This is a genomic window from Mesorhizobium sp. M0802, assembly GCF_040320115.1.
In the GTDB taxonomy this organism is placed as follows: Bacteria; Pseudomonadota; Alphaproteobacteria; order Rhizobiales; family Rhizobiaceae; genus Mesorhizobium.
In genome coordinates this window covers 1-12,572 of record NZ_JAMYOY010000025.1, presented here as the reverse complement: position 1 = coordinate 12,572, position 12,572 = coordinate 1, and the positions used below count along the sequence as shown (strand labels likewise).

At 61.3% G+C, this 12,572-nt stretch carries 10 protein-coding genes and 2 pseudogenes; 6 read left to right on the top strand and 6 right to left on the bottom strand.

Annotated features, from left to right (window positions below; genetic code table 11):
• Positions 1–2 precede the first annotated feature (2 nt).
• The 6 genes from NKI10_RS27055 (at position 3) to NKI10_RS27030 (ending at position 5,260) form a co-directional block, all read left to right on the top strand.
• Positions 3–1,130: an alcohol dehydrogenase family protein gene (locus NKI10_RS27055; protein ID WP_352862330.1), complete on the top strand. Its 1,128-nt coding sequence runs from the start codon at positions 3–5 to the stop codon at positions 1,128–1,130.
• Positions 1,127–1,498, top strand: coding sequence for a hypothetical protein (locus NKI10_RS27050; protein WP_352862329.1), 372 nt, complete (start codon positions 1,127–1,129; stop codon positions 1,496–1,498). Before NKI10_RS27055 ends, NKI10_RS27050 begins: the two co-directional genes overlap by 4 nt.
• A 32-nt stretch (positions 1,499–1,530) precedes the next feature.
• The gene (locus NKI10_RS27045) at positions 1,531–2,280 is read left to right on the top strand and encodes an enoyl-CoA hydratase-related protein (RefSeq protein ID WP_348625881.1); all 750 of its coding nucleotides are present in this window, start codon (positions 1,531–1,533) and stop codon (positions 2,278–2,280) included.
• Positions 2,281–2,282: 2 nt separating this feature from the next.
• Positions 2,283–2,804: an acyl-CoA thioesterase gene (locus tag NKI10_RS27040; protein ID WP_352862328.1), complete on the top strand. Its 522-nt coding sequence runs from the start codon at positions 2,283–2,285 to the stop codon at positions 2,802–2,804.
• A gap of 4 nt (positions 2,805–2,808) precedes the next feature.
• Entirely contained in the window at positions 2,809–3,927 is a 1,119-nt protein-coding gene (locus NKI10_RS27035; RefSeq protein ID WP_023820205.1) for a mandelate racemase/muconate lactonizing enzyme family protein, read from the top strand.
• Positions 3,928–4,243: 316 nt separating this feature from the next.
• The gene (locus NKI10_RS27030) at positions 4,244–5,260 is read left to right on the top strand and encodes a CaiB/BaiF CoA transferase family protein (protein ID WP_352862327.1); all 1,017 of its coding nucleotides are present in this window, start codon (positions 4,244–4,246) and stop codon (positions 5,258–5,260) included.
• A gap of 460 nt (positions 5,261–5,720) precedes the next feature.
• Here NKI10_RS27030 and NKI10_RS27025 read toward each other — a convergent pair whose 3' ends face one another.
• The 6 genes and pseudogenes from NKI10_RS27025 to NKI10_RS27000 form a co-directional block, all read right to left on the bottom strand.
• A complete protein-coding gene (locus NKI10_RS27025; RefSeq protein WP_352862326.1) occupies positions 5,721–6,485 on the bottom strand; it encodes a class I SAM-dependent methyltransferase in 765 nt (254 codons plus the stop codon).
• A gap of 37 nt (positions 6,486–6,522) precedes the next feature.
• Positions 6,523–6,817 (bottom strand): annotated as a pseudogene (locus NKI10_RS27020) (5-methyltetrahydropteroyltriglutamate--homocysteine S-methyltransferase); the annotation flags it as partial.
• Between the two features lie 77 nt (positions 6,818–6,894).
• Positions 6,895–7,998 (bottom strand): alcohol dehydrogenase family protein, encoded by a 1,104-nt coding sequence (locus NKI10_RS27015; RefSeq protein ID WP_031194175.1) that lies wholly within the window; start codon positions 7,996–7,998, stop codon positions 6,895–6,897.
• A gap of 358 nt (positions 7,999–8,356) precedes the next feature.
• On the bottom strand, positions 8,357–9,286 hold the full coding sequence (locus NKI10_RS27010; RefSeq protein ID WP_352862325.1) for a 2-oxoglutarate and iron-dependent oxygenase domain-containing protein: 930 nt from the start codon (positions 9,284–9,286) through the stop codon (positions 8,357–8,359).
• Positions 9,283–11,307, bottom strand: a complete 2,025-nt coding sequence (locus NKI10_RS27005; RefSeq protein ID WP_352862324.1) for an NAD(P)-binding domain-containing protein — start codon at positions 11,305–11,307, stop codon at positions 9,283–9,285. The genes NKI10_RS27010 and NKI10_RS27005 overlap by 4 nt, the downstream gene beginning before the upstream one ends.
• Before the next feature lie 1,107 nt (positions 11,308–12,414).
• A pseudogene (locus NKI10_RS27000) lies at positions 12,415–12,572 on the bottom strand (transposase); the annotation flags it as partial.

The window sequence follows — 12,572 nt, the reverse complement described above, 5'->3', positions numbered from 1 at the left end:
ACATGACGCCGAACAAGATGACGGCCGTGCACCTCGTCGGTCACGGCGGCCTCGACAAGCTGGTCGTTCGCAACGACGTTGTCGTTCGCCAGGCTGGTCCCGGGGAAGTTCTCGTCAACGTGACTGCCGCTGGCATGAACAACACGGACATCAACACGCGCACCGGCTGGTACAACAAGCAGGTCAGTTCGGGCACCACGGCGGAAGGGGGGAATCGCGGCTTCGGGGTCGCCGAGAAGGGCATGGGTGACTGGGAGGGCGGGCTTACGTTCCCGCGCATCCAGGGCGCCGACGCCGTCGGCTACATCGTGGCAGTCGGCGAGGGCGTGGACGCGAGCCGGATTGGTGAACGTGTCGTGTGCGATCCCTATATCCGCGATCCGGAAGATGTCGAAGGGTTCGACAGCGCGGGCTTCTTGGGATCCGAGCACGACGGCGCGTTCGCCCAGTTCACCACCGTCCCGTCCGTCAATGCCGTCTCGGTCCCGAAGGACTTTCCGCTCTCGGATGCGGCTCTTGCGACCCTTCCATGCTCGGGCGGCACGGCCATGAACATGCTCTCGATGGCCGCCGCAAAGGCAGGCGATCTTGCGCTCGTCACAGGCGCCTCCGGCGGCGTCGGCACGTTCCTGGTGCAGATCCTGAAGGCTCTCGGCGCGACCGTCATTGCGGTCGCGGGCATGTCGAAGATGGCGGCCGTCTCCGAACTCGGCGCCGATCACGTGATCGACCGCGAGACACCAGACCTCGTCGCTGCGGTGCTGGAGATCACGGGCGGCAGAAAGCTTAGCCTCGTGGCAGACGTGGTTGGCGGCGACCAGTTCCCCGATCTCCTGAAGTTGCTGCGCCGTGGCGGCCGCTACGTGACGGCAGGGGCCATCGGCGGCCCGAAGGTCGATCTCGACCTGCGGACGCTCTATCTCAAGAACCTGTCCCTGTTCGGTTCCACGGTCTACCTGCGCGACACGTTCCCGCGGCTCATCGACCTGGTCGTCGCGGGCCGGATCAAACCGTTCAGCACGAAGTCCTGGCCGCTGGATCAGATCCACGCCGCTCAGTCGGAGTTTTTCGAGAAGAAGCACGTCGGCAGCCTGGTCCTCCTGCCTCCCAAAGTGGAGGCGCAAAGGTGAAGATTACCGGACTCGCGGCCTACCGAGTTGTCCTCGACAAGTGGAAACCCTACACCCACGCCCTCGAGATCTCGATCCCGCTCGAAACCACTGTGCTGCGCAGCGACACGGACGAAGGGCTCGGCGGCTGGGGCGAGACGATGACCCCGCCTAGCTACTACCTGCCGACCTCGCCGCAGACGGCACACGTGGGTCTGGACCTTATCGTCTCGATCCTTCTCGGCGCTGAGCCACGCAACCACCGCGCACGGATGGAGGAGATCGCTTTCGCGATGCGCGGACACAAGCCGACGAAGTCGGTCGTCGACATGGCTCTCTGGGACCTGGGCGGAAAGGCGAGGGATCCGTTCATGGAGTGGCGGGCGTGAGTTCCCCGGTTAAGACGGAAAGGCGCGGCCGCGTGCTCGAGATCGTTCTTGACCGGCCGAAGGCGAACGCCATCAACGCCGCGACGTCGAAGGAGCTGGGCGAGGCGTTCCGCACCCTCAGCGAAGACGACAGCCTGTCGGTCGCTATCATCACTGGCGGAGGTGACAGGTTCTTTTCTGCGGGTTGGGACCTCAAGTCGGCCGCCGAGGGCGAAGCGCCGGACGCCGACCAGGGCATCGGGGGGTTCGCTGGCCTCACGGAGTACTGGGGCCTGAAGAAGCCCGTAATCGCGGCGGTGAACGGGCTGGCACTCGGCGGCGGGTTCGAGCTTGTCCTGGCCGCAGACCTGATTGTCGCGGCCTCGCATGCGAAGTTCGGCCTCACCGAAGCGGCCATAGGTCTCATTGCCGATGCTGGCGGCGTGATCCGTCTCCCGCGCCGGCTTCCACGGCCCATAGCAATGGAGATGATGTTCACCGGAAGGCAAGTCAGCGCGCACATGCTGGAGAGCTGGGGTCTCGTGAATGAGGTCGTGCCCGGCGGCCAGCTGATGTCGGCCGCGCGCGAGCTTGCCGATCGGATCGCCGCATCGGCGCCTCTCTCGTTGCAGGCGATCAAGGAGATAGACCGGGTGACCGAAGGGCTCGGCGAACGGGAAGCCTACCGGATCATGCGCGAGGCTGATCTGCCCGTGTACCGACGCGTCTATGCGAGCGAGGACGCCGCCGAAGGAATGGCCGCTCTATCGGAGAAGCGAGCACCCAACTGGAAAGGACGCTGACAATGGCGGAAGTCTATGATGCCCCGTTGCCCTGGACAGGCGATATCGAATCGCCGCTCACGCTGTTCCGGGCGAAAGTCCGGGAACAGTGGATCGACGTCTTCCAGCACGTGAATGTCGCGCATTATCTGACTATAGGTGACCATGCGAACTGGGCTTTCTGGAACTGGCTGAACGGTCCTGACAGCACGATGGAAGCGCGCGATGGCCATGAGTACGTCATCGTTGAAAACCACGTTCACTACATCAACGAGCTGGCGTTGGGCACGCCGATCCATGTCACCACGCAGCTCATCGGCGTGGACAACAAGCGCTTCGTCCTCTTCCACCACATCTGGAAGTCGGAGACGAACGAGCTGGCAGCCACGAACGAGGTGAAGTGTCTCGGGTTCAACCTGGCAGAGCGGCGGCCGGAGAACTGGCGGTCTGTCGTCGCGAAGAGGCTCGAACAGATCCTGCAGTCCCAGACCGGACAGGAAGTTCCCGCCGGCGCCGGACAGGGCATCGCCCTGAAGAAGAGGTGATCCAATGCGCATCGAGAGGATAACGCTCTACTCTGTGCCGATCGACGTCGGCATGGAGCTCACGCGGTATGTGTCGAGCCAGTCGATCAACCCGGCGCTCGACGTCCTCGTGGTGAAGATCGAAACCGATGGCGGTCTCGTCGGCTGGGGCGAAGTTTCCTCCGCGCCTCCTTATTACCTGCCGGAACTCTCGGCAGGCGCCCGCGAGGGCATCCGACACGTTTCCCCGGCGGTGCTGGGGCGAGATCCGCGACAGGTCGCGGCCATCCTGAGGGACGTGTCCGCAGCGCTTAGGGGCCATGGAAACGCCAAGACAGCGCTGGAGATGGCGCTGTGGGATCTCGCGGCGAAAGCACATGGCGTGCCGCTCATCGACCTGTGGGGCGGACGTATATCGGATTCCGTGCCGGTGCTCACCGTGGTCCGCATCGGAACACGCGACCAGACGCTTGCCGCGTTCGACAAGGAGCGGAAGAGGGGATACTCGCGGTTCCAGATCAAAGTCGGGGCAGGCGAGGTACATGAGGATATCAAGACCATCCGGATGGTCGAAGAGATAGCGCTTCCCCATGAGCGCATCTGGTACGACCCGAACCGCGGCTGGCTCGTCGATGACGCGATCCGCGTGATCAAGGCGCTACGCGATCTCTCGCCGATGATTGAGAATCCCTGCGACACCTACGAGGAGTGCCGGACCGTCGCCCGGAAAACTGGCGTGCGGATCATGCTTGACGAAGTATTGGACAGCCCGCGGCGCTTCCTTGAGGCGGTCGAAGATCAGGTCCTCGACGTCGCCTCGCTTAAGACCTCGTGCATCGGCGGTATCGAGGCCACACGGCAGGCGATGTCGCTTGCCAGAATTCTCGGAGTGCCGGTCCGCATCGAGGACTACTACGGAACGGGAATCCTCCTCGCGGCGGTGACCCACCTCGCACACTCGCTTCCGCGCAACCTCGTTTTCGGGCTGTACGACTACGTCAGCGGCGACCTCCCGCTCGTGAAGAACCCGCTTCTTGTTGTGAATGGCGAGATACGCCTGCCGGACGATTGCGGTCCGGGGCTTGGCGTGGAGGTCAACGAGACTATCCTGGGTGAGCCTGTTGCTATCCTCGGGCTAGCCTGACCGGCAGGCAATACATGGGCAGGCGGATCACATTTCAGCGGATGGGCGAACAATCTGACGGAACCGGCTGGAAGCCTACCTGGTCAATTTCGCCATTGGCTTGCGTAGCAGGAAGCACCGGCATAAGTTCGATCAGAACCTCGTGGCGGTGTCAGGAGGGGATTAGGGCCCGAGAGCACGTCATGGAGGCAGGGGACGTCCCGACGATCCCGGCCGGACACCGCACTGGCTCGGAGAAGTATTTCGCACATCAGATCTCGAAGATCAGTGCCGAGATCATGATTGCCGCTGGAGACGCTGGAGGGTGAAGACTGCTTTGACCGGCATCAGGGTGATCGACATATCGGTAAATGCGCCGGGACCGTTCTCATCTATGGTGCTTGCCGACATGGGCGCCGAAGTGGTTTCCGTCGTGAATCCCTTGCAGACGAAACCGGAGTACGCCGGTGCGGCTGACGATCCAATGCTCGCGGGACGCGGCGGTCCCAACGACGCCTTGGCCAGGGGAAAATCTCGCCTTTTGCTTAACCTCAAGTCCGAGACGGATCGGGCTGATCTGCTCGAACGCGTGGGCAGTGCGGACGTCTTCATCAGCGAAATGCGGCCCAGAAAGCTCGAGGCTCTCGGCCTAGGCTGGGACGTCTTGAAATCTCGCAATTCTCGGCTGGTGCTCTGCGAGATCACTGGCTACGGCCGAGACGTGCCTCACGCGGCAAGGGCGGGACACGACATTAACTATCTGGCGTTCTCCGGTGCGCTTTCTCTCATCCGGGACGAACATAACAAGCCCGTCGCTCCGCAGAACCTAATTGGCGACTATGCGGCGGGCGGAACGCTTGCGGTGTCAGCCATATTGGCGGCCCTCCTAGAAAGGGCAAGAACCGGGCAGGGGCAGCACATCCATCTCTCTATAGCCGACGGCATCAGGTATCTCCTTTCCGACATCTCGGCTGCGACGATCCTTGGCGGCCATTCCGAGGAATCCTGGCGGGGTTCCCTGAGCGGCGGGATGCCGACCTACGACACCTACAGCACGTCGGATGGAAAGTGGATCGCGGTCGGCGCGCTCGAACCGAAGTTCATCGCCGAAATTGGCCGGAAGCTCGGCTGGGTTGAGCTGTCGTCGTTGATGGAGCGCAAGGAAGGTTGGCCCGAAGCAAAGAGGGGATTAGCCGAACGGCTGAGGTTGCGGCCGCTTGCCGAGTGGACGGAGCTGTTCGCTGACAGCGATGCGTGCGTGACACCGGTTCTGTCGCTAGCCGAAGCTCATCCGTTTGGGCTGCCGCAGATGGCAGACGTAGTTGGCCAGGGCCAGGGCGCGGCGGAGGAATGATCCCGATACATCCTCCAATCGGCACTTCTTGAACCGACGAGCTCGGCGAATGAGCCAGAGAGGGACATAGTCCATGGTTCCGAAAACGATGACAGCCATGCATCTGGGATGACAGCCATGCATCTGGCCGGGCACGGAGGGCTCGAAAAGCTCAAGTGCTGGACGACGTGGCGGGCCAGCGTCCGTCGCGATCCTCAACTAGACTAAGACTGAGGCAAACACGCCCGAAGTCGTCGCCGTTTGAGGCGAGGACGACGGCAGCACTTGAGCTCGCTGCGCCCCGCGTGAGGAGGCGCGCAGTACATCGCAGAACGCGAACCCGGAGGCCCGACCTCACGAGCCGTAGAGGATACATGTTCTGAGTTCGTTTTAGAGATCGTCGGAACGGCGAATGCGAGCATGATCCATACCGCGATGGGGCATAGCACAGCGGATGACGAACGGGGGATGCCGCCTTAGGTCAGCGACGGCCCCTGAGATGGCAGGGGATGAGGCAGCCGGAATCGAGCGCTGCCTGGCGGCCCTTGGCGCTGGCGAGACGGCTCTCGGCCATCTCCGTGCCGACCATCGCCGCAAGCCTCTGGCGTATCGGACCTTCGAGCAGCGCTACCTCCTTGCGGTTGGCCTCCTGCAGCTCGTGGCGGCGATCGGCGACCCCTGGTTCGGCGAAACCCGCGTCGATGAGCGCCTGGAGGGCGTCCGCGGGCGGCGTGAAGGCGAATGTCAGTTGCATTTTCGAGAGCCAGGCATGAACGACGGCGCCCTCGGCCGCCCCCTCGGACCAGAGCCAATCCGCGGCAATGAACCAGCCGCCAGGCTTGAGCACGCGGAAAACCTCTGAGTAGACCGCCAGTTTGTCGGCAATGTGTACCATCGCATCCTTGGAGAAGACCAGGTCGAAGCTCGCATCCGCGAACGGGAGCTTCCCCGTGGTGACCAACTGGAAGGTGACGCGCCCGGCGAGGCCCTTCTTCGCCGCTAGGTCACGGGCCGAGTCGATCAGCTGCGGCTCGACATCGATGCCGATGACCGCAGCCGCGCCGTGCTTGGCCGCAAGCAGCACGTCGATGCCCCCTAGGCCGGAACCGATGTCGAGAACGCGGCGGCCGCAAAGGTCGATGCCCTCCAGCATCTGCGCGACCTCCTCCGGCCCGCCCGGCGAAAGGATGCCCTCGCCCCAGATGAATTCCAAGGCATCGGTCAGATTGGTAGGATACTGCATCATTGGCTCTCCAGTGACGGGAAGGATTGGCATGATTTTGTCGTCCGGCGAGCCCGATCTGCTGGCTGCTCTGGCTGCGCGGGATGTCGTCCCGGACGAAGGACCCGTTGAGGATCGACACTGGTCGGCAAGCGTTCCCCGACCTTATCCGTCGACGCCTGTGCATATCGCCAGCATGAAACGGTCATCGGCTGGGGGAGCGAAACGTCGCGATAGATGATCAGCGGGCGGACAGTGCGTGAACCGTTGCTTTGCTTCCAAGCGTGATTTGTGAAGACGAAGCCCACAAGCTGTTCGGCGAAACACTGTACCATATCATGGCGTTCGAATTCGCCGCATAAGCAACATGGGGGTCGATATCCTCCTGTCAGCCAGCGGCAATTTCCATCTCGCGCCTAAGGAAAGCTTCATTTCAGACAGTAACGACGATGTTCCCAACGTGGCGCTTTTCCATAAAAGCCTGTTGGGCCTTTGCAAGATCCGGCAGTGTATACTCCGCTGCGAGGAGAGGCCTCAGGAAGCCGCGTTCAATCAGATCGACCAGTCGCCTCACTGTTCCCGGCGGCACGATCGTCGCACCGGTCAGTTGGAGATCCTTGTAGATGAGTTGCCTGAGGTCAAAATCGACTATTGGTCCCGAAATGGCGCCGGAACTCGAATAGCGTCCACCGTGGCGCAAGGCGCAGAGAAGATGGTCAAAGATACGGCCTCCCACGACGTCGAGAGCGACGTCGACGGCGCCGCCGGCCGCAGTTCGGATCGCCTCGGACATTTCCGGCGTCTCGCGATCGACCACGGCATCAGCGCCAAGCTTCCTCAAAACGCTCGATTTGGACCTTGATGCGATAACGATGATCCGAGCTCCGCGCAATCGGCATAACTGAATCGCTGCAGTTCCCACGCCCCCGGAAGCGCCGGAGATTACGACGGTTTCTGCCGGCCTCAGGCCTGTGCGCGCCACCAAATTCTCTGCCGTGGCGTAGGCGCAAGGGAACGTTGCGAGTTGGGCGTCAGACAAATCACAGTCAACGCGAAGCGCGTTTTCGGCGCCTATGGTCGTGAATTCAGAAAAGCCCCCATTGCATTCCGATCCGAAGTAGATGGCGCTCGAAGGGTTCATCCAGTCTCCCGACCCAAGAAGCCAAGGATCCACGATGACCCTTTCGCCAATCCGGGTAGAACTAACGCCATCACCGACCGCAGCGATCCTGCCCGCCACGTCCGAACCTTGAATAAGCGGGAAGCTTATCGCAGAGCTTCCCCAACTGCCTGCGTCGAACTGAGCCTCCGCAAATCCGGCGCTTCCAGTTGCGGGCGTAATGCCGTCGGTGACACGTTTGGAGTACCAAGCCGTCCGCGTGTTGATGTCGGCGTTGTTCAGGCCACATGCGCCAACCTCAATGAGCACTTCTCCGGCGCGCGGCGTCGGAACGGGCCAGTCTTCACGATACTCAAGCTTGTCAAGACCGCCATGACCAGTGAGGATGACGGCGCGCATGAATGTCTTCAAACTCATAATGCTCTCCGAGCGTACGAGAACCTCGATACCGGACGGTCGAGACTTCAGATGTCCGGGCGACTCCAATGCCAGGGGCCCAGGGAGCACGACTGGCGATCTGGCGCGCCCTGGGTCACCCTGAAACAGGTCGCCAGCAATACAAAGCCTGTGGCCGCTGAGCTGCTCGGGATTCGATAGGAAGCCCGGGGTGCTACAGTGGAGCGTTGTGCAGGGATCTCGTTCATACGTCAGGACCTTCGTGGCCTCGCACAGGACGGCGGGACGATTAGCTTCTGGTAGAGGTCTTACGGCGGACGCTGGATGCTTAGGAGCCGTGCGTCGTCGGCCCAGTTGTTGCAAGCTCGACCCGAACGGCTTACTGCAACTCTCGCGCGCGTCCGGCTCCATCCCGGGTTTGCCAGATTGACTCAAAGTTGCGCAGCATCACTTCCGCCACACTGAAGGTCTGCTTTCCTTGCCGGGAAGTCAGGCAAGCGTCGATGTCGGGATAGATAAAGAAGGGCAGGGAAATTCGGTCAGTCGGACCGGTATGCACGACCTGATGGGGTGTGCTCTTGAATCGGTTATCACTCAAAGCCTGAAGCATGTCACCCAGATTGACCACGAGAGTGTCGGGCAAGCTCGGCGCCGGCACCCAGCGCTCCCCGAACCACACCTGCAAGGAGCGCGTGGGAAGTTCCTCCTGCAGCAGCAGCGTGAAGAACCCATTGTCGGTATGCTTTCCGGCCGTGCCGCCACTAGATGGATACCGGATCACGCGTTGCAGGACCGTCGGCGGGCTGAAATGGCGTCGGAACCAGCCCGCTTCCATATCGAGCAGGTCGGCCAGCGCAATTCCGAGCTTCGGCACAACGTCGTTGACTATGGTAGCCTGCAAAGCAAGCAGGCTTCGCGCGAAACCAGGAGCCACCGCGTCATCCGGAAGGCGTGTGCAACCAGCAAACGGACGCCGGTCGCCTTCGTTCTCGATTCCGAGGTCGAACATTTCCTTCGGATCGGGGCCAGCCTCGGGATGTAGCACCTCGCCGTACAACGGACTGTACCCACGGGCGGTAGCAGGGTATACGTCTTGGGTGGCGTGACCGTAACGTTCCTTTGTCGACTGTGGCAACGTGAAGAATCGCCGGGAAGCCTGGATCGCTTCTGCGATCTGTTCTTTCGGGATTCCGTGCTCAAGGTAGAAGAACCCGTACTCCTCGCAGGCCAGGCGTAGGCGCTCGCGCTCTTCGTGTCGGGTTGCATCGGCTGCCAGTTTTGCCAGTGAGATTTGCGGTAGTGTGGTCATAGCTGCTCCTCCGTTGGTGCGTTGGCTTTGTCGGTCACTTTGAAAACCCAATAGTGTGCGTCCTCCTCCGAGATGTATCTGCCGTCGTTTAGACAGTGTGCTGTCACAAGCACGCCCGCATCCTGCAGGCGCCGCACCTCATCTTCAAAGGATGTGGCCTCCGCATAGCTCTTGCGGGTGCTTACGATGACGAATCCATTGGGGCGCGTGACGCGAGCAAGTTCGCGCAGTGCGTCCGGTCGGATGTGACCGAGCGTGAAGACACCGCAGCAGACCGTAATATCGTAGGTTGCACTGGAGTATTCGGGGAGCAGCCCGTTAAGGTCGACATCGCCTTGGACATCGCGGTAGACGCCCGTTTGCCGGGCTTGTTCGGCCATCGCCTCGGAGAGGTCGATCCCATCGATCAACCGGAAGCCAAGGCGTTCCAGTTCGACGCCGACGAGGCCCGTTCCGCAGCCAGCGTCCAGGATTGCGATGGCTGCTCGCTCATCGGCCAAATAGGCCGTCTGAACGGTGCCCGCCAATTCCGCCACGATCATCGGCCCGCAGTACCGGTCCTGGCCAACATCCAACTCGTAGGAACTGGCCCATCCGCGATAGAAGTGGGTCAAGCGATCGACGTCGCCGTCGAGGTCATGGGAATCCTTGATGCGTTTTCGCGCAGCTTGCGCCAGTGTCGTCTGCTGATCGCGGGTGTTCATGACAGGTTCCTCCGTACAGGGACAGATGAGATTCGGTATAGTCGTCGTCTTCGCAAGCGCCGCGGCTGGATATACAAGCTGTTTGTTGTCGTACTGCCCATTTTGGCTGTCCGACCAAGCGGAAGCGCCTACGCTCCAGGTGATAACCTCGTGTATCAGGGCATCGCTCAGGCCCATTCCGCGCCCAAGATCAAACGCCTCTTCAAGAATCAGCCGATTGACGTGGGTGAGCTCACCGACCAGAGACTTGAGCAACCGTATCTGGATGCCACTGAGCGGGATGTCGTCGAGCGGAAACACATGCTCAAGCTTGGGTTTGATCCGTCCGACGGGATCGGTCAGGAATTCTTGGTCTGGCGGATGCGTGGGGTTGGCACCGTACTTGGATGGCGCGCGATAACCCGGCACTTGCAGTCGAACGCCGAAGACCACCTCCGCCAGTTCGATGACTCTCAGGTGGCTGTCGTATCGGTCGAACTTCCGTCCCGCCAAGCTAAAACGCTTTTCGACCGCCCGTCCGAGCGGCAGTCCCACGCGCAGTTGGTCGGCCAGCTGGACGGTCAAGCCCATATCCTTCACCGTGATCTCCAGGGTGCAGGAGCGGTCGTAGCTGCCATCCAGGAGAAACGGGGCGAATTGCTCGATTGCAACGGAGTTCGCCGAAGAACCGGCAAAATTCCGCCACGCCTGCTGCGCTGGAACGCCGGCCCGCACGCTTCGGCAGAGCGCGTTGCCGCTCGCAACGGCTGCAGTGTAGAAAAGTAGATTCGTCAGTAATTTGACTGATTGGCCTTGACCGATGTCTCCGACATGGAAGGAGACGGCTCCCATGATTTGCAACACCGCCTCGCAACGCACATAGGCCTCCGGTGACCCGCCGACGAAAAAGCTGACATTGGCAAAATCGACCCCCATGTGGGACAAGTTGCTTACGGGCGCCTCTAGCGAATCCACACCTATTGCTGCGGCCCGGCGGGCGATCTCGATCGTGTTGTGGTAGTCGGTGGTGGACGTATCGATCCACACGCTCCCCGGTGGCATTCCGGCCAAAGCGCCTTGCTCGCCCGTCATGTTGTCAAAGACGTCATGTGGCAGCGGCAGGCAGGTGATGACAATGTCGCAATCGCGGGCCGCGTCGCGCGGTGCCTGATGCCAGCGTGCTCCCTTTTTCAGCACGTCGGTCGCAGCCGCGGGATCGATGTCGTAGACGTCCACCTGATAGCCGGCTTGCAGGAGCTTGGCGATCATCGGTCGCCCCATGCTGCCAGTTCCAATGAATCCGATGCGTTCGACGTTGCGGGATCGAGCGGTGTGCACGGCACCTCCTCCAGCCTCTAGAGCGGTTGTGGACCTTCTTTTCAAATAAAACAGACCGTACTAAGCTACATATACACAAACCTACAGGTACAGATAGCAAGCGTAAAGTAACTCAATATTAAATTACAAGACACCACGGCCAAGCCAACATGGATCAACATCCATCGGATTTGTGGCGACAATTGGGCGATACAAATAACGTTGTATTGCGCAATTATTAAACTTCATTCATCGTCATTTAATGCATCGAAAATGTAATGTTCACATTTCGTCACGACCAAATGTCCGTTCGAGGACTTTGTGAGTCGGGAGATTCGGTCAGCGGATTTAGGCTTGCGGGGTTGGAATCGGCTGTGATTCCTTGCGTGGCACCGATTCGAGAAGGAAAGTGCGACGGGGACCGTTGAAAACCGGCCGCTACAGACGCGATCACCTGCGTTTCCGAGGACCTGACGGCGAGGAGTGATCGGGGATCGAGCCGCGGATCCACTCCGGGCAGGCGGGGCGGCGGCAAGCGGCGCGTGAACATGCGCGAGGTGTCAACGACTGGTGTATGTTCTGTGGGCCGGCTGCCAGCGGCGTGCGATCCCGAAGGACCCGCCGCCACCCTCGTCGGTTAGCGCCGTTTGGACCTACAGACCTGAGAGCACACGCTCAACCGCATCCATCATGCGCTCTACGTCACCTCGCGGGAGCAGGCGGAGCGGGAAGTTTCCCTCGCCGCGGCCATCATTGACGGCCAGAGCGTCAGAAGCGCGAAAAGGGGAGTTGCATCGACCCGCTTAGGTATGATGCGGGCAAGAAGATCAAGGCAAGAGCAGCTATTGTCGTCGACACCCAGGGCCTCTTGATACACGCCCTCGTCCATGCCGCCGACGTTCGGACTGAGACGCGGCGTGATGGTGATGGCGACCCTGTTCGGGCCGTATCCCTTCCTGCTCGAGCTCCGGAAGAGGCCGAAAAGGTCGTCGCCCAGGCGAATGTTGAGATCGTCAAGCGGTCAGAACAGGCCAACGGCTTCGTCGCGCTGGCGAAAACTCTGCAATCCACTCTTAGACGGTTTGGGGCTTACGGCCTGGATCCCGCACATGAAAGTTGTGTGCGTCAATGGCCGCACAGTTCTTCCGTGATCGCCTTCACCTTGCGGGTCGACACGCCCTGCACATACATCTCCGCCAGCGTCGCCACCAAGGCCCGCTCGGAACGCTGGTAGCGCTCGAACAGCTCGGTGGAGAAGCGCCCGGCCCGGTCCTGCGGAACCCGCA

Bases quoted from the DNA above. Each gene is read 5' to 3' on its own strand.
- NKI10_RS27055 (WP_352862330.1), top strand. From the start codon at position 3: ATGACGCCGAACAAGATGACGGCCGTGCACCTCGTCGGTCACGGCGGC.
- NKI10_RS27040 (WP_352862328.1), top strand. From the start codon at position 2,283: ATGGCGGAAGTCTATGATGCCCCGTTGCCCTGGACAGGCGATATCGAA.
- NKI10_RS27035 (WP_023820205.1), top strand. From the start codon at position 2,809: ATGCGCATCGAGAGGATAACGCTCTACTCTGTGCCGATCGACGTCGGC.
- NKI10_RS27025 (WP_352862326.1), bottom strand. From the start codon at position 6,485: ATGATGCAGTATCCTACCAATCTGACCGATGCCTTGGAATTCATCTGG.
- NKI10_RS27015 (WP_031194175.1), bottom strand. From the start codon at position 7,998: ATGAGTTTGAAGACATTCATGCGCGCCGTCATCCTCACTGGTCATGGC.
- NKI10_RS27010 (WP_352862325.1), bottom strand. From the start codon at position 9,286: ATGACCACACTACCGCAAATCTCACTGGCAAAACTGGCAGCCGATGCA.